22 protein-coding genes and 1 pseudogene are annotated in these 20076 nt (G+C 64.0%); 8 read left to right on the top strand and 15 right to left on the bottom strand.

What is annotated here, in order from left to right; genetic code table 11:
- Positions 1 to 93: 93 nt before the first annotated feature.
- The gene (locus JQ627_RS36265; RefSeq protein WP_212489129.1) at positions 94 to 1539 is read right to left on the bottom strand and encodes a TAXI family TRAP transporter solute-binding subunit; all 1446 of its coding nucleotides are present in this window, start codon (positions 1537 to 1539) and stop codon (positions 94 to 96) included.
- 404 nt (positions 1540 to 1943) lie between these two features.
- Between JQ627_RS36265 and JQ627_RS36260 the strand changes: the two genes are divergently transcribed.
- Complete coding sequence (locus JQ627_RS36260; protein ID WP_212489171.1) at positions 1944 to 2291, top strand: DUF3307 domain-containing protein; 348 nt, start codon at positions 1944 to 1946, stop codon at positions 2289 to 2291.
- Positions 2292 to 2658: 367 nt separating this feature from the next.
- Positions 2659 to 3057 (top strand): hypothetical protein, encoded by a 399-nt coding sequence (locus tag JQ627_RS36255; RefSeq protein WP_212489128.1) that lies wholly within the window; start codon positions 2659 to 2661, stop codon positions 3055 to 3057.
- Here JQ627_RS36255 and JQ627_RS36250 read toward each other — a convergent pair.
- On the bottom strand, positions 3054 to 3377 hold the full coding sequence (locus JQ627_RS36250; RefSeq protein ID WP_212489127.1) for a YkgJ family cysteine cluster protein: 324 nt from the start codon (positions 3375 to 3377) through the stop codon (positions 3054 to 3056). The genes JQ627_RS36255 and JQ627_RS36250 overlap by 4 nt on opposite strands.
- 5 nt (positions 3378 to 3382) lie before the next feature.
- Entirely contained in the window at positions 3383 to 4081 is a 699-nt protein-coding gene (locus tag JQ627_RS36245) for a YafY family protein (protein WP_212489126.1), read from the bottom strand.
- Between the two features lie 113 nt (positions 4082 to 4194).
- Here JQ627_RS36245 and JQ627_RS36240 point away from each other — a divergent pair, with 113 nt between their 5' ends.
- Together JQ627_RS36240 and JQ627_RS36235 are read left to right on the top strand one after the other, a co-directional pair.
- Positions 4195 to 4455, top strand: a complete 261-nt coding sequence (locus JQ627_RS36240) for a hypothetical protein (RefSeq protein ID WP_212489125.1) — start codon at positions 4195 to 4197, stop codon at positions 4453 to 4455.
- Between the two features lie 68 nt (positions 4456 to 4523).
- On the top strand, positions 4524 to 5252 hold the full coding sequence (locus JQ627_RS36235; protein WP_212489124.1) for a glutathione S-transferase family protein: 729 nt from the start codon (positions 4524 to 4526) through the stop codon (positions 5250 to 5252).
- 132 nt (positions 5253 to 5384) lie between these two features.
- On the opposite strand, the gene JQ627_RS36230 is transcribed toward JQ627_RS36235, so the two are convergent.
- The 6 genes from JQ627_RS36230 to JQ627_RS36205 form a co-directional block, all read right to left on the bottom strand.
- On the bottom strand, positions 5385 to 6536 hold the full coding sequence (locus JQ627_RS36230; RefSeq protein ID WP_212489123.1) for an ABC transporter substrate-binding protein: 1152 nt from the start codon (positions 6534 to 6536) through the stop codon (positions 5385 to 5387).
- A gap of 90 nt (positions 6537 to 6626) precedes the next feature.
- Positions 6627 to 7046, bottom strand: a complete 420-nt coding sequence (locus JQ627_RS36225) for a thioesterase family protein (protein WP_212489122.1) — start codon at positions 7044 to 7046, stop codon at positions 6627 to 6629.
- A gap of 25 nt (positions 7047 to 7071) precedes the next feature.
- On the bottom strand, positions 7072 to 7833 hold the full coding sequence (locus tag JQ627_RS36220) for an SDR family NAD(P)-dependent oxidoreductase (RefSeq protein ID WP_212489121.1): 762 nt from the start codon (positions 7831 to 7833) through the stop codon (positions 7072 to 7074).
- Positions 7834 to 7858: 25 nt separating this feature from the next.
- Positions 7859 to 9742 carry a feruloyl-CoA synthase gene (locus tag JQ627_RS36215; RefSeq protein WP_212489120.1) on the bottom strand — a complete coding sequence of 628 codons (1884 nt, stop codon included), beginning with the start codon at positions 9740 to 9742 and terminating at the stop codon, positions 7859 to 7861.
- Positions 9739 to 10548 (bottom strand): crotonase/enoyl-CoA hydratase family protein, encoded by an 810-nt coding sequence (locus JQ627_RS36210; protein ID WP_025575312.1) that lies wholly within the window; start codon positions 10546 to 10548, stop codon positions 9739 to 9741. The genes JQ627_RS36215 and JQ627_RS36210 overlap by 4 nt, the downstream gene beginning before the upstream one ends.
- Before the next feature lie 130 nt (positions 10549 to 10678).
- On the bottom strand, positions 10679 to 11494 hold the full coding sequence (locus tag JQ627_RS36205; protein ID WP_312015851.1) for a DUF2270 domain-containing protein: 816 nt from the start codon (positions 11492 to 11494) through the stop codon (positions 10679 to 10681).
- An 88-nt stretch (positions 11495 to 11582) separates the two neighbouring features.
- Here JQ627_RS36205 and JQ627_RS36200 point away from each other — a divergent pair, with 88 nt between their 5' ends.
- Positions 11583 to 12206, top strand: coding sequence for a histidine phosphatase family protein (locus JQ627_RS36200; protein WP_212489119.1), 624 nt, complete (start codon positions 11583 to 11585; stop codon positions 12204 to 12206).
- Between the two features lie 38 nt (positions 12207 to 12244).
- Here JQ627_RS36200 and JQ627_RS36195 read toward each other — a convergent pair whose 3' ends face one another.
- From JQ627_RS36195 to JQ627_RS36180, 4 genes are all read right to left on the bottom strand, one after another.
- Positions 12245 to 12706, bottom strand: coding sequence for a DUF3237 domain-containing protein (locus JQ627_RS36195; protein WP_212489118.1), 462 nt, complete (start codon positions 12704 to 12706; stop codon positions 12245 to 12247).
- 11 nt (positions 12707 to 12717) lie between these two features.
- Positions 12718 to 14037, bottom strand: coding sequence for a TRAP transporter large permease (locus tag JQ627_RS36190; RefSeq protein ID WP_212489117.1), 1320 nt, complete (start codon positions 14035 to 14037; stop codon positions 12718 to 12720).
- Positions 14038 to 14039: 2 nt separating this feature from the next.
- Entirely contained in the window at positions 14040 to 14549 is a 510-nt protein-coding gene (locus JQ627_RS36185) for a TRAP transporter small permease (RefSeq protein WP_027565044.1), read from the bottom strand.
- Between the two features lie 253 nt (positions 14550 to 14802).
- Entirely contained in the window at positions 14803 to 15819 is a 1017-nt protein-coding gene (locus JQ627_RS36180; RefSeq protein ID WP_212489116.1) for a TRAP transporter substrate-binding protein, read from the bottom strand.
- 263 nt (positions 15820 to 16082) lie between these two features.
- On the opposite strand from JQ627_RS36180, the gene pobA reads away from it, so the two are divergent.
- Both pobA and JQ627_RS36170 read left to right on the top strand, forming a co-directional pair.
- The gene (gene pobA / locus JQ627_RS36175; RefSeq protein ID WP_212489115.1) at positions 16083 to 17252 is read left to right on the top strand and encodes a 4-hydroxybenzoate 3-monooxygenase; all 1170 of its coding nucleotides are present in this window, start codon (positions 16083 to 16085) and stop codon (positions 17250 to 17252) included.
- 324 nt (positions 17253 to 17576) lie between these two features.
- Positions 17577 to 17996: a PaaI family thioesterase gene (locus tag JQ627_RS36170; protein WP_212489114.1), complete on the top strand. Its 420-nt coding sequence runs from the start codon at positions 17577 to 17579 to the stop codon at positions 17994 to 17996.
- Positions 17997 to 18142: 146 nt separating this feature from the next.
- Here the strand turns inward: JQ627_RS36170 and JQ627_RS36165 are convergent, their stop codons facing one another.
- Positions 18143 to 19027, bottom strand: coding sequence for a LysR family transcriptional regulator (locus JQ627_RS36165; RefSeq protein WP_212489113.1), 885 nt, complete (start codon positions 19025 to 19027; stop codon positions 18143 to 18145).
- Between the two features lie 120 nt (positions 19028 to 19147).
- On the opposite strand from JQ627_RS36165, the gene JQ627_RS36160 reads away from it, so the two are divergent.
- Positions 19148 to 19774: a pyridoxamine 5'-phosphate oxidase family protein gene (locus JQ627_RS36160; RefSeq protein WP_212489112.1), complete on the top strand. Its 627-nt coding sequence runs from the start codon at positions 19148 to 19150 to the stop codon at positions 19772 to 19774.
- Positions 19775 to 19985: 211 nt separating this feature from the next.
- On the opposite strand, the pseudogene JQ627_RS39745 reads toward JQ627_RS36160, so the two are convergent.
- Positions 19986 to 20076, bottom strand: a pseudogene (locus JQ627_RS39745) (ABC transporter ATP-binding protein); the annotation flags it as partial.

Below are 20076 nucleotides of genomic sequence, written 5' to 3'. Positions count from 1 at the left end.
ACGGTTGTGGGTGGGGGACGGTTCCTGAATTCGGCCCCGGGATCCGTGGGAAATGTCGGCAAGGCCCGCTGTAAGAGCCGTCAAATCGATAGGTCAGGCACTCTGAGCTGTCTTCACCACGACGATATTGCTCTCGTCCTGCTGGGGAGGGGCCGTATCCTGGGCGACCTTGTCGGCCTCGCCGCAGTGGCGTTTGAGATAGTCACGGCGCATGCCGATTTCGTCGCGGACGAACTCGTAGCCGAGCTTGAAGGTGTCGAGCCCGTCGGTACTGATCGTGCCGTCTCTGAGACCTATGACGGCGCCGCGCAGAATGCCCTCCAACTCATCCTGGAGACATTCGAGCTGGTCCAGCGAATGGGCGTGCTCGATACGCTCGCCGACGTCGAGGACGGCGGTGGAGAGCTCGCCAGCCTTCTCAGGCGCGATGCGGGTGATCTTGGCGTAGATCGCGGCGAAGATCGACCCGATCACGCTGAGCGCGGCGGCGCCCAGATACATCAGGTCGCTGTACTTATCCATGAACGACTTGGTGTCGTCGTTGATGTAGTCGGCCGCCCCCTGATGCGCCATCACGTAGGCATCCTTCTCGACGGAGGCCGGCTCGATTCGGCTGGCGAAGCCGTTGTCGAGCCCGAGCGCGGATTTGTTCTCATAGACGACGCGCGCGAGCTCGCCCGCCGTGCCCGCCGACATCCTGGATTGCGCGACCAGCAGCCATTCGAGCCCGATCGTGTCGAGGTCGTCGTCGGGAATTTCCGGCGACGCAGACAGCGTGCCCGCGGTCAGCGTCTCGCTGGAAATGCCGGGAATCTTGCGCGCCAGCGCCTTGGCCTCGTCGATCGCGTTCAGCGTGAAGCCGCCGCGCCTGGCGACCTGCGCATAGGCCTTGTCCCGCACCGCCCTGGACGCATGGACGATGGCGATCACCGCGCCAAACCCGCTCGCTGGCGCAAACAGCTTGTCGAGCGTTGCACCCTGCGGCGCCATCTGGATCTTCGCGGCGTCCGGACCGTCGGGGATGTCGAGGATGCTGCGGGCGAAGGCGAGCGAGGATTCGTTCTCGGCGAGGACGGCAACCTTCTTCTTCTTCAACTCGGCGAGCGATTTGATCTTCTTGTTGCCGGGACCGAGCAGGAGCACCAGATCGTGCTCGAGGATCGCGAGCGTGCGCGCCCGCAGCGGCACCTTGGTGTCGGTGCGAAGGACGGCGAGGTCGGCTTGCCTGCGGTCGAATTGTGCGAGCGCCTTGGTGTTATCTGCGTTGTTGACGATCTTGATCCGGAAGCGCGAGGCGTTGTTCTTCAGCAGAGTGGCGAGCTTTGCGGCGAACACCGCTTCGTCGCTGTTGGGGGGACCGACGGCAAAGGTCAGCGTCTCCGAATTGTGCAACATGGCGCGGCCGCCCCAGACGGTGGCGAGCGACAGCAGCAGGGTCAGCACGACGTAGAGAAAGACCTGCTGCTGATTGGTCTTGATGACCTTGGGGCGCCGCTGCGGCGGCTCGATCGGTGACGAGGTCGGGCCTTCAGTACTCATGTCAGCACTCTGGCCTTATTCCTGAGTGGCGGGCGGCTCGCGGATGCGATCGCGGCGGGCGCCCTGCAATTGCTAAACGTCTGAAAAAAGAACGATATTCTCTGCCGACAATGATAGCGTGCCGATACCGGAAGGCAAATTTCGAGCCGTAGGTAACCTTACTCGATCCGGCCGCGGCGATTGGTCATCCTATCACCAGTTAGCCACAGTTGGCGATTTTCCGGTTCCCCCCGGCTGCATTCCGCCGCGGGAGATGTCATAAATCACGCGTCCCGGCGATTTGACCGGTCCAAGAAGAAGTTGCGCTGAACGCTCCAATTTCTCTTGTCACGTCAATGAGGGCGTCAGCTTTGTCGTTTCCACCCATGTCATCGGCGGTTCCGGTCGAAGCGCTCATTGGCTGGATGTTGCTGCTCACCTTCAAGCACATCATCGCCGATTTCGTCCTCCAGACCGCCTGGATGGCGCACGGCAAGGACCAGAAGCACGGCTGGGCCTTGCCGCTTCTGGTGCATTGCCTGGTTCACCTCGCGGTTGCGCTGCCGCTGATCCTGTTGGTGGCGCCGCGATTCTGGTTCGTTGCGTTCATCGACTTCGTGATCCATATCACCATCGACCGCGCCAAGGGGTTCGTCTCCGCCAATTTCGGTGTCGACCTGGCGCATCCCTGGTTCTGGACCCTGATCGGCGTCGACCAGGCCCTGCATCATTTGACCGGTTTCGGCCTCTCGATCTTCATGGCGGCGAACTGAGTCCGGCGGTCTGCGCGTAGTCGTTGATCGGCATTCGTCATGCCCGGGCTTGTCCCGCCTGCGCGGCCGAAGCCGCTTCGGCGAGGCGAAGGCCCGGGCCTCCACGTTCTTCGTGCCGCGTGGCCAGTCGTTGATGGCCGGGACAAAGGCGAGCGGAAGTGACGCCGTCCTTCGGACGGCTATGCCCGGCCATGACGCCGTGGAGGCACTGGCGCCCGACTTCTCGGCTCAAATGCGATGGCTACGGCCCCAGACGGCGCCTCCGATTCGCGGCCAGGGCGCAAGCACCCCGGGTGACTACCGGGCAGCGTGGTTAACCTTTCATTAGAGAATTGCGCTGCATCTTCGGCATCGAGGGAGAACTGCAATGTTTTCAAGCCGCGACGCCTATGAAAGCGATTTCTGCCCGGTCCGCGACGAACTCCTTGGCGAGATGTATCGCGCCAGCGAGAGTGGCCTGCCGAGGCTGGTTGAGAGTGTTTCCCCTGACGCGCGCGCCAGGCTGGCGCTGTTCTGCTATCGCCGCAGCCATCTGCACTCGCTGGCGGTCGCGATCGCAGCCAGCTGCAACGAGCGTGACCTGATCGACAACGGCGGCCGCGTCGGCTCGACGCTCTACGCGCTGTCGCGCGAAAGCACGGTCAAGTCGTCGCCGTCACTGTCGGGGGGCCGCAAGCCGATCACGCTGTCGACCAAGCCGCTCTCGGTGCTTGCACCGCTCGAGGACGAGTTCGACGACGAGATCAACGAAGCCGTTCCGGCTTAAGAGCTTGTGATAGTCGGCAGTCCAAACTTCCGCCGCGCCATCGCGCATTCGGCGTCTCCCGGCATGCAGGTGCGGCACACGTCCGGCCGGAGCTCATAGATGCCGCAGGCCGTCTGCTCTCCGATCTTCCCCTGCAACGCCGAACAGCGATCGCCCTCGCAGCGCATGCCGGATTGGCGCGCGTTGACGAGCGTCTCAGGGATCGCGGCAAGCTCCTCGTCGCTCTCAATCGAGAAGCGCGGCCAGTTCTCCGAATAGCCACAGCAGGCGCCGCAGCTCTGGCAATAGCTCGACAGATCGACGGGGGAGGTCTCTTCCATTGCGCTCATGTGTCCTTTGGCGGGCCCCAGACCAGGCTCTGCCGCCATCTTGCGCGTAGCACGTCGCGCCGCTCCGGGTATTTCTCGTCGAGATAGTTCGCGTCCACCACCCGGTCGGTGCGGAAGCTGCGGAAGTCGCCGCGCAGCTCGCACCAGGCCGCGAGCAGGCGCACCGCTTCGAGATAGCCGACCGAGATCGGCCAGATCATTCGCTCGCTGGGGCGACCCTGCTCGTCGCGATAGCGCAGCATCATCTTCTTGCCTTCGTGGATCTGGGTGCGCGTGCGGACCATGTCCAGACGGTCCGGCTCCCTGTTCCAGCTCGGCCGCGCGCGGCTCGCCGGCTCCAGCACGAAGGGACGCAGCCGCTCAGGCACGGTGTCTGCGATCTTGGCCATCAAATCTTCGGCCGCGCGCGCCAGCGCGGAGTCGGCATGGCCCGCGACCCATTGCGCGCCCAGCACCGCCGCCTCGATCTCGTCGGGCGTCAGCATCAAGGGCGGCAGGTCGAACCCCTTCTCCAGGATGTAGCCCATGCCGGCTTCGCCGCGGATCGGCACGCGCTGGCCGATCAGCGTGGCGACGTCGCGATAGATGGTGCGCTTCGAGGTCTCGAGCTCGGCCGCAATCGCGTCCGCCGTCAGCGGTTTACGCGTTCGCCTCAGCACCTGGATGATTTGAAACAGCCGGTCGGCGCGTCTCATGACGATTCTCTTATCGGGGGACGGATCAGAAAATGGCGCGCTGCTGCTGACAGGATGTTGGCAGCAGGGGGTGTCTATACCGGGACAACACATCGACTGAAGGGATTTTGTCCATGATCATTCCAACCGATTTCGGCCCGGCGATTCCGATGTTGCGGGCACAGGTCTGGTCCGCCTGGGCGCTCGGCCGCCTCGTTTCGCTCGATCTCATGGCCGTCGACCTCCGATTTGCTCTCGCAAGCGTGATGGCACGCTTGCTGACCCAGGCTGCGGACGCGCTGGCCCGCCATGTCATGGCCCGCGCCTGGCGGGGGGCCCGTTTCGCAGAAGATATCACGGCTGCTGCCACCATGGTGGCAGCAGCCGGTCACTAGGTTCCCTCAAAGTTTCGCAAGTCCAGATTTCGCAAGCCCAAATTTCGCAGGTCCAGGAGAGAGTTCGCATGATCACGCTTTATGGCTTTGGCGCTGGCTTCGGCCTGCCTGAAATCAGCCCCTTCGTCACCAAGACGGAGGTGCAGCTCAAGATGGCGGGACTGCCCTACCGGAAGGAGCGCGCGATGCCGCCAGCCTCGCCCAAGGGGCAGCTGCCGTTCATCGACGATGGCGGCGAGGCGGTGGCCGATTCCACCTTCATCCGCGCCCACATCGAGCGCCGCTATGGTTTCGATTTCGACGCCGGGCTGTCGCTGGCCGAGCGTGCGCAGGCCTGGGCGTTCGAGCGCATGATCGAGCATCACGTCTATTGGGCACTGGTCGGCGCGCGCTGGGTTGATCCGGTCAACTTCGCCAAGGGTCCTGCGCATTTCTTCGACGGCGCGCCGGAGCACAATCGCGAAAAGTTGCGTGAGGATGCGCAATTCCGTGTCGCCGAGAACTATCTGCTCTCCGGCCTCGGCCGTCACGGGCCCGATGACGACGTCGATCTCGCGGTGCGTTCGCTGTTCGCGTTGTCGGTGCAGCTCGGCGACAAATCGTTCCTGATGGGCAACAAGCCCTGCGGCGTCGATGCCACCACCTTCGGTGCGCTCGCCGGAATTCTGACCCCCTTCTTCGAATCCGGACTGCGTCAGCGTGCTGAGGGATTTGCGAATCTCACCGCCTATGTCGATCGCATGATGGACAATTATTATCCTGAGTTCGCCTGGACCCCGCTGCGGCAGGCGGCCTGAGGCGCTGCCATAGAGCCCGCGTTTGTGGGGCACTGAAGCTTCGACGGCCTCAACTGCAATTTGAATCTGGCAGCCAAAACAAAAGAGCCGGCCCGATGGGCCGGCTCTCGTCGTCTCGAAATTGGCGCCGTGCTACTTCACCAGCGTGTACTTGCCGTTCTTCACCGTGAGCAGGATGCGCGAGCGCTCGTCGAGGCCGTAGCGGTCCTTCTCAGTGAAGTTGTAGACGCCCTGGCTCGCTGCCAGCTCCTTCTCCGACAGCAGCGCCTGACGGATCGCTTCGCGGAATTCCGGCGTGCCGGGCTTCGCGGTTTTCAGTGCCGTCGGAATGATGCGCTTGAGGATCTCGAACGCATCATAGGAATGACCGGCGAACTGGCTGCGGCTGTTCGGGCCGTACTTGGCCTCATAGGCGGTGTTGAGCGCGAGGCCCGGCTTCTTGGTGGCGGCCTCGTCCGGCTGGTCCTCGGGGTCCATGACGGGACCGGAGGCCATCAGCACGCCTTCCGCTGCTTTGCCGGCGATGCGGATGAAGTCCATGCTGGCGGCACCATGGGTCTGGTAGATCAGGCCCTGATAGCCGCGCTCGCGCAGCTCGGTCTGCGGCAGCGCGGCCGCGGTGCCGGACGCGCCGACCAGGATCGCGTCGGGGTTGGCGGCGACGAGCTTCAGCACCTGTCCGGTCACCGACGTATCCGGGCGGGCGAAGCGCTCCTCATCGGCGATGGTCATGCCCATCGGCACCGCCTGGGCCTTCAGGTCGTTGAACCAGAGGTCACCATAGGAGTCGGAATATCCGATATAGCCGACGGTCTTCACGCCCTTCGACTTCATGTGGTCGTACAGCACCTTGCCCACGATCGGGATCGGCTGCGGCATCGCGACCGACCACTTCATGCGTTCGGGCGTGATCGGGAACGGCGCCAGGCCGAAATGCGGAATGCCGGCCTCGTTGGCGACGTTGGAGACCGCGATGGTCGGCGGCGTCAGCGCCGAGCCCATGATGATGTCGGCCTTGGATTCGGTGACGAAGCGGCGCGCGTTGGTGGTCGCCGTGGTGGGATCGCCGCCGTCGTCGAGCACGATCACCTTCAGCGGCACGCCGCCGATCTCCTTCGGCACGAATTCCAGCGCGTTGCGCTCGGGAATGCCGAGCGCTGCGCCCGGGCCGGTCGTGGTGGTGGTGATGCCGATGGTGATTTCGCTGGTCTGGGCCAGTGCAGGCAGCGCCGGCAGAGCAAGCGTTGCCGCGGTGATGGCGGCGGTCAGGTAAAAGCGTTTCATCTATTCCTCCCTTGACGTGTTTCTTTGAAAGCAGAAATCGGGGGGTAATTCAGCCCCCTCTTTTGGTGATGCGGCGATTTAGCTCCGGACCTAGCTCCCCGTGAATTTGGCTACCATTTCCGCAGGAAACGGTGCCGATTTCAGCTTCTCGGGGTTAACGGGATCGCGGCCGACCAGGACGCGGGTCTCAAAACCCTCGATCGCCAGCGCCTCGCCCTTGTAGACGTTGTGCTTCACCTCGAAGCTCGAGCGCTTGATGCTCTCGATCTTCGTCTCGATGGTGATCCAGTCGCCATAGGTCGAGGGGATGTAGAACTTGGACCTCGTATCGACCATGGGGATGCCCACCAGGCCGTATTTGCGGACCAGATCCTGCTTGGAGAACCCGGCGACCTCGAACAGGGTGGAGGTCGAATCGTCGAACATCGCGAAATAACGCGGGTAGTAGACGATGTTGGCGGGGTCGCAGTCGCCCCACTGGATCTGGACGTCGCGCCGGTTCACGAACATGCGTTGCGCGCCTCGCTTTACGAAGTTACTTCGGCGCCATGCGCAGCGAGCCGTCGAGGCGCACCACTTCGCCGTTCAGGTACGAATTCTCGACCATGTGCAGCGCGAGCGCTGCGAACTCGTCGGCGTGGCCGAGCCGGCGCGGGAACGGGATCGCGGCGGCGAGCGAGTCCTGGGCTTCCTGCGGCAGGTTGGCGAGCAGCGGCGTCAGGAACAGGCCGGGCGCGATGGTCAGCACACGGACGCCGAACTGCGCGAGCTCGCGCGCGATCGGTAGCGTCATGCCGACGATGCCGCCCTTGGAGGCCGAATAGGCCGACTGGCCGATCTGGCCGTCATAGGCGGCAACGGACGCGGTGTTGATGATGACGCCGCGCTCGCCGGTCGGCTGCGGCTCGAGCTTGGACATCTCGGTCGCGGCGAGGCGCAGCATGTTGAAGGTGCCGATGAGGTTGACCTTGATCACCTTGTCGAAATCGGCGAGCGCCATCGGACCATCGCGGCCGACCACGCGCTTGGCGACGCCGATGCCGGCGCAATTGACCAGCACGCGCGCAGGGCCATGCGCCTTGCTTGCCTGCGCGATCGCAGCCTCAGCCGAGGCGGCATCGGAGACGTCGCAGGTCACGGCGACGCCCTTGATCTCGGCGGCAACGCTCTCCGCGAGCTTGGCATTGAGGTCGCACACCGCGACCTTGGCGCCCTGCGCCGCCAGTTTTCGTGCGGTCGCAGCGCCCAGTCCCGATGCGCCGCCGGTGACGATGACTGCCTGATCCTTCAACAACATGGCGTTCTCCTGTAGCGATGGTTTCTTAACCGACCGATATCACACGGTCCGATGGATTGGCAGCATAGAGCTCTTCGATCAGCGCGCCGCGATGCTCCAGCACCGCGCGCTGGTTGATCGAGCCCTTGTCGGTGACTTCGCCCTTGTCGATCGAGAGCGGCGTATCCAGCAGGATCGCGCGCGTGATCCGCGTCGAGGAACCGGTGGCCTGGCTGAGGAAGCGCGTCAGGCGCTCGCGGAAGGCTTCACGTACCAGCCGGTCGCGGGCGGTGACGGTGAGATCGTCGGCCGGCAGCGTCGGGTTGATCAGCCGGCAGCCGTCGAGATCGAGCAGCACCAGCGCGGAGATCTCGTCGCGGTTGATGCCGGCGATGACGACGTCGCGCACCAGCGGCGCGCAGGCCGCGACGAAGCGCGCACGCAGCGGGCCGACGCTGACCCAGGTGCCGCTGCCGAGCTTGAAGTCCTCGCTGACGCGGCCGTCGAAATCGAAGCCGGCGTTGAGATCGTCGGGATCGACGGGCTTGAGCGCGTCGCCCATCTTGTAAAATCCTTCCTCGTCGAAGGATTTTGCGGTGATGTCGGGCTGGCGCCAATAGCCGGGCATCACGTTCGGCCCCTTGGCGCGCACTTCCATCTTGCCGTTGTTCGGCACCAGCTTGGCGTCATTGCCCGACACGGGCAACCCGACATGGCCGGAGCGGCTGGTGCGCGGATTGACCGACATGAAGAACGGCGCGGTCTCGGTCGCGCCAAGGCCGGTCAGCATCGGCACGCGGTAGCCTTTTTCCTTCACCGCGAGCTCGTCGAGGCTGTTCCAGACGAACGGCGACAGCGCGGCGCCCGAGAAGAACATCGCGTGCAGCCGGTCGAAGAACTTTGCGCGCAGGCCCTGGTCGTCGCGCAAATACGGCAGCAGCGACTCATAGCCCTTGGGGACGTTGAAATAGACCGTCGGCGAAATCTCCTGGAGATTGCGCACGGTCTCCTCGATGCCTCCAGGCACCGGCTTGCCGGCGTCCAGATACATCGAGCCGCCATTGTAGAGCGTCAGCCCGATATTGTGGTTGCCGCCAAAGGTGTGATTCCAGGGCAACCAGTCGATGATGACCGGGGGCTCGTCCTTGAGGAACGCGAGCGTCTCGCGCAGCATCACCTGGTTGGCGCAGATCATGCGCTGGGTGTTGATGACGGCCTTGGGATTGCCGGTCGAGCCCGACGTCAGCAAAAACTTTGCGATCGTGTCGGGGCCGATTTTTTCATGCAGCGCGTCGAGATCGCTGCGGAGCGGCGTCGCCATGAGGTCGGCGAGCAGGGTGACGTCGCGGCCCGGCACGCTGCCCCAGGACGCGGCGATCTCGGTGCCATCAGAGACATTGGCGGCGAGCGCGTCCGCGAACTTGCCGGCGTCCTCGGCGAAGACGAGGCCCGGCGTCAGCAGCTTCATCAGGTAAGAGAGCTTGCCGTAATCCTTCGACACCAGCGAATAGGCCGGCGACACCGGGCAGAACGGAATTCCGGCATAGAACGCGCCGAACGCCAGCAGCGCGTGGTCGATCGAATTGCCTGACAGGATGACGACCGGCCGCTCCGCCGACAGGCCGCGCGCAATCAGGCCGGAAGCAATGTGCCGGCTTGCGGCGAGCAGCTCGGCGTAAGTGATCTTGCGCCAGCCGCGGCCGCCTTCGCGCTCGGCCATGAAGACGCGATCCGGCGTCGTATTCGCCCAATGATGCAGGCGGTCGGTGAGGCGGACCGGATAGTCGCCGAGCGGCTGCCTGGGCCGCAGGTAAATCGTGCCGTCGTCGCGCCGCTCGATGTTGACGACGGGATCGCCGAACGAAATGGGCCGCAGCGGGGAAGTGCTCGCGCCGCGCTCCATGCTGGAAGAGGACGGCTGCGCGCTCATGACTTCGGCTTCACCTTGGCGGTCTTGTGCTCGAGGAATTCGCGGATCCTGCGTTTTGCCTCTTTGTCGCTCTGCGCCACCGTCGCCATCAGCGATTCCATCAACAGGCCGGCCTGCGGATTGGCCTCCGCGATCATCGGCAGCGCCTGGAGCACGGCGAAGTTCGTCAGCGGCGCGTTGGAGGCAACCTTGGTCGCAAGCTCCAGCGCCTTGCCGAGCCCGTTGCCGGCCTCCGTCACATATTGCGCAAAGCCGTAGGAGGCGCCTTCGGTCGCGCTATAGACGCGGCCGGTCAGCATCATGTCCATCATCCTGGCGACGCCGATCAGCCGCGGCAGCCGCACCGAGCCGCCGCCGCCGACGAAGATGCCGCGCTGCCCTTCCGGCAGCGCGAAATAGGTCGAGGGCTCGGCGACGCGGATATGGGCGGCGCAGGCAAGCTCGAGCCCGCCGCCGATCACGGCGCCCTTCAGCGCCGCGATGACGGGCACGCGGCTGTACTGGATGCGGTCGAACACCCGGTGCCACATCTGGGAATGGAGAAGGCCGCCGGTCGCGTCGTGGTCCTGGAGCTCGGAGAGGTCGAGACCGCTGGAGAAATGATCGCCGATGCCGTGGATGACGACAGCGCCGATATCCTCGGGCAGGGACGCAAAGCACTCGCCGATTTCGAGGATAATGCCGTCATTGAGCGCATTGCGCTTGGCCGGCCGGTTCAGGCCCACGGTCAGAACCCGGTCCGCCCGCTCGATCCTCAAAAGCCCGGAGGCGCCCGCGTCAGCGGTCTCGGCGTTTCCCTGTGTCATTTGCGTCCTTGTTAGAATAGTTATGTTGTATAACGAATTTTGGGGGAGTCAAGACGGAGCAGTCCTCCCTGACGGCGGGGCCGCTACACTCGTCTCGGCTCCCCCAGGAACGGGTAACCGCTCCGCGTCATCAACCCATCGCTACCTGGTCGCCCTTGGTCCCGTGCTCGCGTTGGTCGAGCCACATCGTGCCGAGCGCGAACGCCAGCCACCCGAAATTGTAGGCAAAGCCCATGATCAGAACGATCCAGCCGGGAATCGGTCCGACGGCGGCGCGATCAATAAGTTCCGTCAAGGTCAACGCAGGCGTCGGATGGATTGCAATCTTGCCGTAATAGGCGGTTGCCTGGATGGCGAGGATCCAGACGTAATTGCGACGCAACCGCCGTCCGGCCGCGCGGACAAACGAAATGTGATGGCGGGGCGCAGTATAGTCGCGCGCGAGAACATCCTTCCAGCTGTCATCGTGCGCTTCACCGGTGAAGATTGGCGCATAGAAATTCCTCTCCAGCCAACGAGCCCGGGCACGCCAGACATTGAAATAGCGATAACGCCGCGCCTCCATACCAAGGAATACGGCAAGGAGCAGTCCGACGAGTACGAGCGGCAGAGGCGAAGCCTCCGGGCTCGAAAAGGTCGTCGACAGTGCGATGCCCATCGTGACGATCGCCCAATTGGTCGTGTTGTCGAGCCGCGTTCGCCAGATCGTCGATCGATAGACCTCGCCGCGGTAGAGATGAGCGATGGCGCCCATTTCGGCGGAGTCGAAGGTGTGTCGGGGAGCTGGTTCGCTGGAAGCCATAAGAGACATGGTGGGACTCCCGTGGTCTGCACAACCTTGCGCCGGACCATCCTGAAACCAGCCGAGCTTTGCGTCAAAGGCGGATTCAGGGTTGCTGACCGCGGGCCTCGCCGCCGAAAAGGGCGAATCTGGAGCAACAATCAAGGAAACCGCAAGCGCCCGGCAAAGCTTTTCGGCGCCGCCGCGGGCATTTGGGTGCGTGGATTGATGGCCGGCTCATCGGAGGTGTGCAATGAGGAAGATTGCCTGCATCGCTCTCCTGGTCTTTCTGGTCCCTTTGCATCCGGCAGGAGCGGTCGATACCGATGCGCTGGTGAGCGAGCTCCGGGGCGGTGGCTATGTCATCATGTTCCGCCACGGCGCAACGGACGACAGTCAAAAGGACGTCTATCCCCTCAACTTCACCGACATGACGGCGCAGCGTCAGCTCAGCGCGAACGGGCGCGAGATGGCTGCGGACGTCGGCCGGGCCGTCAGGAAGCTCGGCATTCCCATCGGTCTTGTGCTCACCAGCAAGCTCAACCGCGCCGTCGAGACGGGAAAACTGTTGTCCAGCCGGGACGTTCAGGCGGTCGATGCATTGACCGACAGTGGGGGCGGCGCATCGGCGATGGCGAACCCGGGCGGCGCCAATCGCAAGGCGGGCGCCGCGGTGCGCGACCTCGTCAACACGCCTCCGTCCGGGGCAACCGATACCCTCCTGGTCACCCACAAGACCAACTTTGCCGACGCCTTCGGCAAGGACGCCGGCGATGTGCAGGAAGGCGAGGCGTTCGTCTACAGGCCCGATCCGTCAGGACAGCCAAAACTGGTCGCGCGGGTGAAGGCCACCGACTGGATCGCTGCGGCGAAGTAGTGCGCTCGGCACCGCTACAATCGCAGCATGCGTGACCCTCACACCACCTGATGCACGTCGATCACCACGCGATCCGCATGGCGTGCGGCTGAGCCGACAAAAATGTGCTCCATCAGCCAGCGATACTTCTCGTGCCCGGTCTCGAACTTTGGGACCGTGCGGAAATAGATCAGCTTCGGATCTACCGGCTCGCCGCGCTTGAGCTTTTGCAGCAGTTCGACCGGGCCGAAGCGCATGCCCTTGTTCTCGACATAGACGACGGCCCCGTCATCGGTCTCGAAGGCGTATTTCGCTTCGAGATCGATCAACTCGTTGGGCCGGATGGTCTGGAAGTCGGCGCCGAACGGCAGCACCTTGCCGGTGATTGCGCCCTTCACCTCGCCGCCGATGATCGGAATGATGCGGCGAACGCCGATGCCGGTCTCGCCGGCGGTGACGACGTCGCCGATGCGGGCGGTGATGGTGAAGACATATTTGGTTTCGAGCGTCGGCGTGGTCATCGTTTCACCCCTCAATGCGCCATCATCCGCGTCGGCAGCCAGGTCGCCAGCAACGGGAACGCAATCAGGATCACCAGCCGCACAAGGTCCGTCGCCACGAAGGGAATCACGCCCTTGAAGATGGTGGAGAACGAGACATCCTTCACCACGCTTTTGATGACGAAGACGTTCATGCCGACCGGTGGATGGATCAGGCCGAGTTCGACCGTCATGACGATAATGACGCCGAACCAGATCGGATCAAACCCGAGATGCGTGATGACAGGAAAAATGATCGGCACCGTGAGGATGATCATCGCCATGGCGTCCATCAGGCAGCCGAGCACGAGATACATCACCATGATCAGCGCCAGCACGCCGTAGGGGCCGAGGCCGAGACCCGTGAGGAATTCGGTGACCTTCTGCGGCGTCTGCGTCACCGTGAGGAAATAGCCGAAGATCAGCGCACCGATCAGCACGGTGAACACGGCGGCCGCGGTGCGCGTCGCCTGGAGCAGCGACGCCAGGATCTTCTCGCGGTCGAGCCGCCCGGTGACCACGCCGATGATGAAGGCGCCGGCCGCGCCGACGCCGCCGGCTTCGGTCGGCGTGAAACGCGGCAGGAAGGGCAGGCCGTAGAGGCCGCCGATGACGAAGACGAACAGCAGCACCGGTGCCCAGATCTCTTTCAGGCCGGCAAAGCGCTCGCGCCACGGCATCACCTTGCCCTTGGGCAGGAAGTCGGGGCGGAAATAGCCGATCAGGAAGATCGTGATCATGTACATGGTCATCGCCAGCAGGCCCGGAATGATGCCGGCGATGAAGAGCTTTCCGATGTCCTGCTCGGTGATGATGCCGTAGACCGCGAGCACGGTGGAGGGCGGCAGCATCGCGCCCAGCGTGCCGCCCGCCGCGATCACGCCGGTGGCGAACGACTGCGGGTAGCCGAAGCGGCGCATCTCGGGGTAGGCGACCGCGGAGAAGGTCGCGGCGGTCGCGACGGAGGAGCCGCAGATCGCGGCAAAGCCGCCGCAGGCGCCGACGGTGGCAATGCCGAGCCCGCCGCGCAAATGCCCGACAAACCCGTTGGCGGCGCGGAACAGCTCGCGGCTCATGCCGGAATTGCTGACGAAGGACCCCATCAGCAGGAACATCGGGATGACGCCGAAGGTGTAGTCGGTGACTGTGCGCATCGAGGTCTGGCCGACCAGTTTCAGCGCCGCCGTTCCGTTGACGAGGTAAGCGAAGCCGGACACGCCGACGAGGCCCATGGCCATGCCGACGGGCACGCGCAGCAGCATCAGGACGAACAGGGAAACGAAGCCGATTAAGGCGACGGCATCGGTGCTCATGGTTACTCCGTCGCCTTCAATTTGGGATCGTGCATCTCTTCGGGATGGAAAATCAGGCGGTAGGTGCGGATCGCGATCAGCAGCACCGCGGAGACGTCGCCGATCCAGGCGATGGCGAAGAACGGCCAGGTCGGCATGTGCATATCAAAAGTCTGGACGTTGTCGTTGTAGGTGCCGCGCACCTTGTCGAACAGCGTCCAGGTCTGCACCGTGACGACGAACAGCAGCACCAGCGTTGCGAACACGTCGATCCAGCGCTGGTAGCGCGGCCCGACATTGCCCCAGACGAGATCCACGGTGATATGGGTGCCGCGATAGGACGTCGCGGCGATGCCCCAGAAGATGAGGATGCCGAGCAGCATGCGGCCGATGTCGAAGGAGTCGGGGATCGAATAGTTCAGCGTGTTGCGCAGCAGTACCGACAGGAAGATGTCGAGCGCGACGATGCCGACGAAGCCGGCCGCGATCCATTCGATCGTATCGATGATGCGGTCCATCCAGGAGCGCTTCATGGGAGAGTCCTATCGCGTGAGGTCATTCTCTTGATCCAGATGTCGCCGCGCACTTTGATCTCCCCGCGTGCGGGTGAGGGGACTTTCCGCGCGTCCAACTGCCGCCGTCCCGGCGGAGACTCCCCCGCACCCCAACCCTCTCCCCGCAGGCGGGGAGAGGGGGAGAAGCATCGTGCGCCCCTCACCGTTCAACCCGCTTGCAGGACAACGGCGGCGAGATGTCTCGCGCCGCCGTGTTCCGAGTGACGAAGCGTCACTCCGCCAGCGCGTTGTACTTCTTCAGCGAGGCCTTCAGATCCGCGAGCGCGGCATCGGGATCGGTGCCGGCCTTCTTGGCGCCTTCGCCCCAGGTCTTGACCAGCGGCTCGGCTGCCTTCTTCCAGGCGGCGGTCTGCTCGGGGGTCAGCTTGTAGACCTCGTGATTGGATTCCGCCTTGATCTTGTCGATGCCCGCATCCTCGAACTTGCCCCAGTGCTCGCCGACCGCGCCCGCCATCTCGACCGTGCAGTTCTTGTCGATCGCGGCCTTCTGCTTGTCGGACATCGAATTGTACTTGTCCTTGTTGATCACGAACACGAAGGTCGTGGTGTAGAGCGGCGCCTCCATGTCGTACTTGGTCACCTTGTCGATGCCGAACAGCACGAGGGAGCCCCAGGGGAAAGTGACGCCGTCGGCGACGCCGCGCTCGATGATGTCGCGGACCTCAGGTGCCGAGGATTGCACGTTGGTGCCGCCGAGCGAGGTGACGAAATTCGCCATGGTGGCATGCGCCGGGCGGATCTTCAGGCCCTTCACGTCCTCAGGCGCCACGATCTTCTTGGTGCGGGAGTGGAAGGAGGAGGGCGAGTGGACGAAGGCGAGGCAGTACTTGACGTCCTTCATCTCCTTCTCGGCATATTTGCGATACCAGGCGTCCAGCCCCATCGAGCCGCCCTTGGCATCCGAGATCAGGAACGGCAATTCGCCGGCGCCGATGATCGGGAAGCGGCCGGGCTGGTAGCCGGGATTGACGTAGGTGACGTCGGCGATGCCGTCGCGCGCCATGTCGTAATGGTCGAAGGCCTTGCCGAGCTGCTGGGCCGGAAACACCTTGCCCTTGATGGTGCCGCCGGAATCCTTCTCGACCGCGGCCGCCCAGTCTTCCAGCGATTTCTGCAGCGGATGCGAGGCCGGCACCCAGTGCGAGATCTTCAAATCGAAGGTCTTGTCCTGCGCGAACGCAGGCGTCACGCTTGCTGCCAGCAGCAACGCCAGACAGGCTTTTCTCATCACGCGTCTCTCCCTTTTTTCGACGGCGGGCTTCGATGGCCCGGTCTCGTTAGTTAACATGTTATCTAATTTGCCCGTGCGTTCAAGCCGGAACTGGCGCGGCGTGCCGCCGCGTCGTCTATGTCAGCCATGTTGCATGGATTTGTCGCTGCCCGGACGACCGCTCCCCTTTTGCCTAACCGTTATATGATATAATTATCGTGCGCGGCGTGACGCGACAAGCGAGACGCGACGAAAACCTACAGGATCGGGAGGAGCAAGTATTGCGGACAAAAGTCGCAATCATCGGAGCCGGGCCGGCTGGATTGTTGCTTGGGCAACTGCTGCATCAATACGGCATCGACAATGTCATTCTGGAGCGGCAGAGCCCGGACTACGTGCTCGGCCGCATCCGTGCGGGCCTCCTGGAGGAGGGAACCGTCGCGCTGCTCGACCAGATCGGGGCCAGCGCGCGGGCGCATGCCGAAGGTCTGGTGCATGAAGGCATCGAGCTCGCCTTTGCCGGCCGCCGTCACCGCATCGACATGAAGGGCGCCACCGGCAAGACGGTCACGATCTACGGCCAGACCGAGGTCACGCTGGACTTGATGAATGCGCGGAAAGCCGCCGGCCTCACCACGGTCTATGAAGCCAAGGACGCGCAGCCGCTTGATTTCGACGGCAGTCACCCGCGCGTAACCTGGGTTAAGGACGGCGTCACCCACACGCTCGATTGCGACTTCATCGCCGGCTGCGACGGCTTTCACGGCGTCAGCCGCGCCAGCGTCCCGTCCACGGCGATCGAGGAGTTCGAGCGGGTCTATCCGTTCGGCTGGCTCGGCATCCTCTCCGATACGCCGCCGGTCAGCCACGAGCTGATCTACTCCAACCATGCCCGCGGCTTTGCGCTCTGCACAATGCGCTCGACCAAGCGCAGTCGTTACTATCTGCAGTGCGCACTCGACGACCATGTCGACCAATGGCCGGACGACCGCTTCTGGGACGAATTGAAGCGCCGGCTGGACCAGGAGGCGGTCGACAGTCTCGTCACGGGCCCCTCGATCGAGAAGAGCATTGCGCCGCTACGCAGCTTCGTCGCCGAGCCGATGCGCTTCGGCACAATGTTCCTGTGCGGCGACGCGGCCCATATCGTGCCGCCGACCGGCGCCAAGGGCCTGAACCTCGCGGCCAGCGATGCGCATTATCTGTCCAACGCACTCCGCGAGTTCTACGACGAGAAATCGAACGCCGGCATCGACGCCTATTCCGCCACAGCGCTGGCGCGGGTCTGGAAAGCGGTGCGCTTCTCCTGGTGGATGACCTCGATGCTGCACAAATTCCCCGACACCGGCACCATCGGCGCGCGCATCCAGCTCGCCGAACTCGACTACGTCACGCAGTCGCAGGCCGCGATGACGTCGCTGTCGGAGAACTATGTGGGGTTGCCGTTCTAGAGCGGTACCATCGGTGCCGTAGGGTGGGCAAAGCGCAGCATGCCCACCGCTTCTTCTCTATTCCGGGCGAGACGGTGGGCACGGCGCGATGCGCCTTTGCCCACCCTACAGCATCGCGTGCTCTCCACATCGTCATTGCGAGCGAAGCGAAGCAATCCAGACTGTTTCCGCGGAGAAAGTCTGGATTGCTTCGTCGCTGCGCTCCTCGCAATGACGGGAGCGCCCATTTCAAACACCCACGCAAATCCCGTTTAAAACTTTGTAGGCGGTGAAACTGTCATCCACATCGCGTTCAATGGCGCCAACCAGCAACGCGAGACAGACATGACCAGCACTGACATCCCTGACGGCTTCGAGCCGCTTTCCCGCAAGAGTCCGCTCACCGAGCCGTGGGAGCCGCTCTACGCGAAGAAAACCGACAAGGCCGTGATCATCGGCCTGCGTCTCGCCAAGCCGCACACCAACGGCCGCGGCCTGATCCATGGCGGCCTCATCGCCGCACTCGCGGACAACGCCATGGGCTATAGCTGCGCGCAGATGACGAACTGGACCACCTCGTTCGTCACGATCTCGCTCACGGTCGATTTCGTCGGCTCCGCCGAGATCGGCCAGTGGCTCGCGATCGAGAGCGACGTGATCAGGACCGGCAAGACGATCTGCTTCGCGCAGTGCCTGGTGAAGGCCGACGATTCCGTGATCGCGCGCGCGAGCGGGACATTCCGGGTGGTGCCGAAGAAGGGGTAAGGCTCTCGTGCCCCGGACGCGGTGCGGCGCGAAGTGCCGCTCCGCAGAGCCGGGGCTCATCCATCCGCAGCCCATGCTCTGGCCTTCTGGGTCCCGGCTCTGCGCCGTAACGTTTCACGTTGCAGCGCGTCCGGGACACGAGGCCATCACCCAAACCTCCACTCCGCGGTCTCCACCACGAGATCGATGAATGCGCGGACCTTGGCCGAGAGCAGGCGCGATGTCGGATAGACGATGTGGATCGGCAGCGCCGGCTGCTCGTATTTCGCCAGCACGATCTTGAGCCGCCCGCGCTTCAGGCCCTCCGCGGCCTGATAGGCCAGCACGCGCGTCACGCCGCCGCCGGCTTCGGCATATTGCAAGGCGGCATCGGCGCTGTTGCTGGTGAAGCGCGGGTTCGTTGCTACCTCGATGTCGCGGCCGTCCTGCACGAAGCGCCAGCTCGCGGATGGGCCGAACGCGATGGTCTGGTGCGCGAGCAGCGCCTCCGGCGTCTTCGGCTCACCGTGGCGCTTCAGATAGCCCGGCGTCGCCACCACGATCCGCCGCATTTCGCCGACCTGGCGCGCGACGAGGGAGGAGTCGGCGAGATGGCCGATGCGGACGGCGGCGTCGACGGCATCCTCGACGAGGTTGACGAGGTGGTCCGATAGCCTGAGTTCGCAGGCGACCTCGGGATAGCGTTTGAGATAGTCGGTCATGACGGGCCCGACATGGAGCCGGCCGAAGCCGACCGGCGCCGACACCACGAGGCGTCCACTCGGTCGGTTGCGCTCCTCCCGCGCCGAGCCGTCGGCCTCCTCGACATCGGCGAGGATCCGCCGCGCGCGTTCCAGATAGCGCGTGCCGACGTCGGTCAATCTTACCTGCCGGGTGGTCCGTTGCAGCAGCCGCGCGCCGAGATGCTCCTCCAGCGCCGCGATCAGCCGCGTCACGGCCGAAGGCGACAGCCGCAGCTTGCGCGCCGCCGGCGCAAAGCCGCGCAGATCGGCGACGGTGACGAAGACGTGCATGGCTTCAAGGCGGTCCATCTCATTATTGCATATAGTGCAATGATGAAGTGTCAAGCGGCCAGATTGTTTTGGCCGCCGGAAGGTCCACTTTAGACGGCGAAAGACGCAGGAATGCGCCGGGATTCAGGAGATATTCCGATGACGGCAACTCACACCTACGCCAGCGACGTGGCGTTCACGCCGGCGGTGAAATCGATTCAGACCCGAAAGGGATCGCGCGAAGGCTATGCTCTTGCCGAGCAGCGCGGCTGGCGCACCGAGGTCGATGAGAACCTCGCGGCATTCCTGGCCGACGCCAGCAGCTTTTATTTCGCCACCGCCTCGGGCGATGGCCAGCCCTACATCCAGCACCGCGGCGGCCCGAAGGGGTTTTTGAAGGTTCTGGACAAGCAGACGCTGGCTTTCACGGACTACGCCGGCAACCGGCAATACGTCACGCAGGGAAACCTGTCCGAAAATCCCAAGGCCTATATCTTCGTGATGGACTACGCCCATCGCCGCCGGGTGAAGATCTGGGGCGAGGCGCGCGTGGTCGAGGACGACGATGCGCTGACCACGTCGCTGATGCCGAAAGGTTATCGCGCACGCCCGGAGCAGGTGATCCTGTTCAAGATCGCAGCCTGGGATACGAACTGCCCACAGCACATTCCGCAGAAGTTCGACGCGGCGGATGTGGCGGCAGCGCTGGCGGCGAGGGATCAGCGGATCGCGGAGCTGGAAGCGGAGGTCGCGGCGTTGAAGGGGGCGGCGGCGAAAGCAACCTGATTGATGCCGAATCCAGCACAGGAAAGACGAAGCTTCACCCTCTCCCCTTGCGGGAGAGGGTGGTTCGCGGCGTAGCCGCGAGACGGGTGGGGGGTGTCTCTCCGCAGGCGATGGTCCCACGTCGTCATTCGTGGAGAGAACCCCTCATCCAGCGCGCTTACGCGCGCTTGCTTTTCCAACGAGGGAGAAGGAAGAGGAGCCAGCCAGGAAATCAGATCACACTCTCGCCTTCGTGCTGGAAGCCGAGATAGCTGGCCGCCACGCGCTCGTTCGCCGCGATATCGCTGGCCTTGCCGCTGAGC

This window comes from Bradyrhizobium liaoningense, assembly GCF_018130785.1.
In the GTDB taxonomy this organism is placed as follows: domain Bacteria; phylum Pseudomonadota; class Alphaproteobacteria; order Rhizobiales; family Xanthobacteraceae; genus Bradyrhizobium; species Bradyrhizobium liaoningense_A.
This window is presented reverse-complemented; position numbering and strand designations above follow the sequence as displayed.

What these genes read in the sequence shown, in the direction of transcription:
- JQ627_RS36265 (WP_212489129.1), bottom strand. Translation starts at nt 1,539, where the DNA reads ATGAGTACTGAAGGCCCGACCTCGTCACCGATCGAGCCGCCGCAGCGG.
- JQ627_RS36260 (WP_212489171.1), top strand. Translation starts at nt 1,944, where the DNA reads ATGTTGCTGCTCACCTTCAAGCACATCATCGCCGATTTCGTCCTCCAG.
- JQ627_RS36255 (WP_212489128.1), top strand. Translation starts at nt 2,659, where the DNA reads ATGTTTTCAAGCCGCGACGCCTATGAAAGCGATTTCTGCCCGGTCCGC.
- JQ627_RS36250 (WP_212489127.1), bottom strand. Translation starts at nt 3,377, where the DNA reads ATGGAAGAGACCTCCCCCGTCGATCTGTCGAGCTATTGCCAGAGCTGC.
- JQ627_RS36245 (WP_212489126.1), bottom strand. Translation starts at nt 4,081, where the DNA reads ATGAGACGCGCCGACCGGCTGTTTCAAATCATCCAGGTGCTGAGGCGA.
- JQ627_RS36240 (WP_212489125.1), top strand. Translation starts at nt 4,195, where the DNA reads ATGATCATTCCAACCGATTTCGGCCCGGCGATTCCGATGTTGCGGGCA.
- JQ627_RS36235 (WP_212489124.1), top strand. Translation starts at nt 4,524, where the DNA reads ATGATCACGCTTTATGGCTTTGGCGCTGGCTTCGGCCTGCCTGAAATC.
- JQ627_RS36230 (WP_212489123.1), bottom strand. Translation starts at nt 6,536, where the DNA reads ATGAAACGCTTTTACCTGACCGCCGCCATCACCGCGGCAACGCTTGCT.
- JQ627_RS36225 (WP_212489122.1), bottom strand. Translation starts at nt 7,046, where the DNA reads ATGTTCGTGAACCGGCGCGACGTCCAGATCCAGTGGGGCGACTGCGAC.
- JQ627_RS36220 (WP_212489121.1), bottom strand. Translation starts at nt 7,833, where the DNA reads ATGTTGTTGAAGGATCAGGCAGTCATCGTCACCGGCGGCGCATCGGGA.
- JQ627_RS36215 (WP_212489120.1), bottom strand. Translation starts at nt 9,742, where the DNA reads ATGAGCGCGCAGCCGTCCTCTTCCAGCATGGAGCGCGGCGCGAGCACT.
- JQ627_RS36210 (WP_025575312.1), bottom strand. Translation starts at nt 10,548, where the DNA reads ATGACACAGGGAAACGCCGAGACCGCTGACGCGGGCGCCTCCGGGCTT.
- JQ627_RS36200 (WP_212489119.1), top strand. Translation starts at nt 11,583, where the DNA reads ATGAGGAAGATTGCCTGCATCGCTCTCCTGGTCTTTCTGGTCCCTTTG.
- JQ627_RS36195 (WP_212489118.1), bottom strand. Translation starts at nt 12,706, where the DNA reads ATGACCACGCCGACGCTCGAAACCAAATATGTCTTCACCATCACCGCC.
- JQ627_RS36190 (WP_212489117.1), bottom strand. Translation starts at nt 14,037, where the DNA reads ATGAGCACCGATGCCGTCGCCTTAATCGGCTTCGTTTCCCTGTTCGTC.
- JQ627_RS36185 (WP_027565044.1), bottom strand. Translation starts at nt 14,549, where the DNA reads ATGAAGCGCTCCTGGATGGACCGCATCATCGATACGATCGAATGGATC.
- JQ627_RS36180 (WP_212489116.1), bottom strand. Translation starts at nt 15,819, where the DNA reads ATGAGAAAAGCCTGTCTGGCGTTGCTGCTGGCAGCAAGCGTGACGCCT.
- JQ627_RS36170 (WP_212489114.1), top strand. Translation starts at nt 17,577, where the DNA reads ATGACCAGCACTGACATCCCTGACGGCTTCGAGCCGCTTTCCCGCAAG.
- JQ627_RS36165 (WP_212489113.1), bottom strand. Translation starts at nt 19,027, where the DNA reads ATGGACCGCCTTGAAGCCATGCACGTCTTCGTCACCGTCGCCGATCTG.
- JQ627_RS36160 (WP_212489112.1), top strand. Translation starts at nt 19,148, where the DNA reads ATGACGGCAACTCACACCTACGCCAGCGACGTGGCGTTCACGCCGGCG.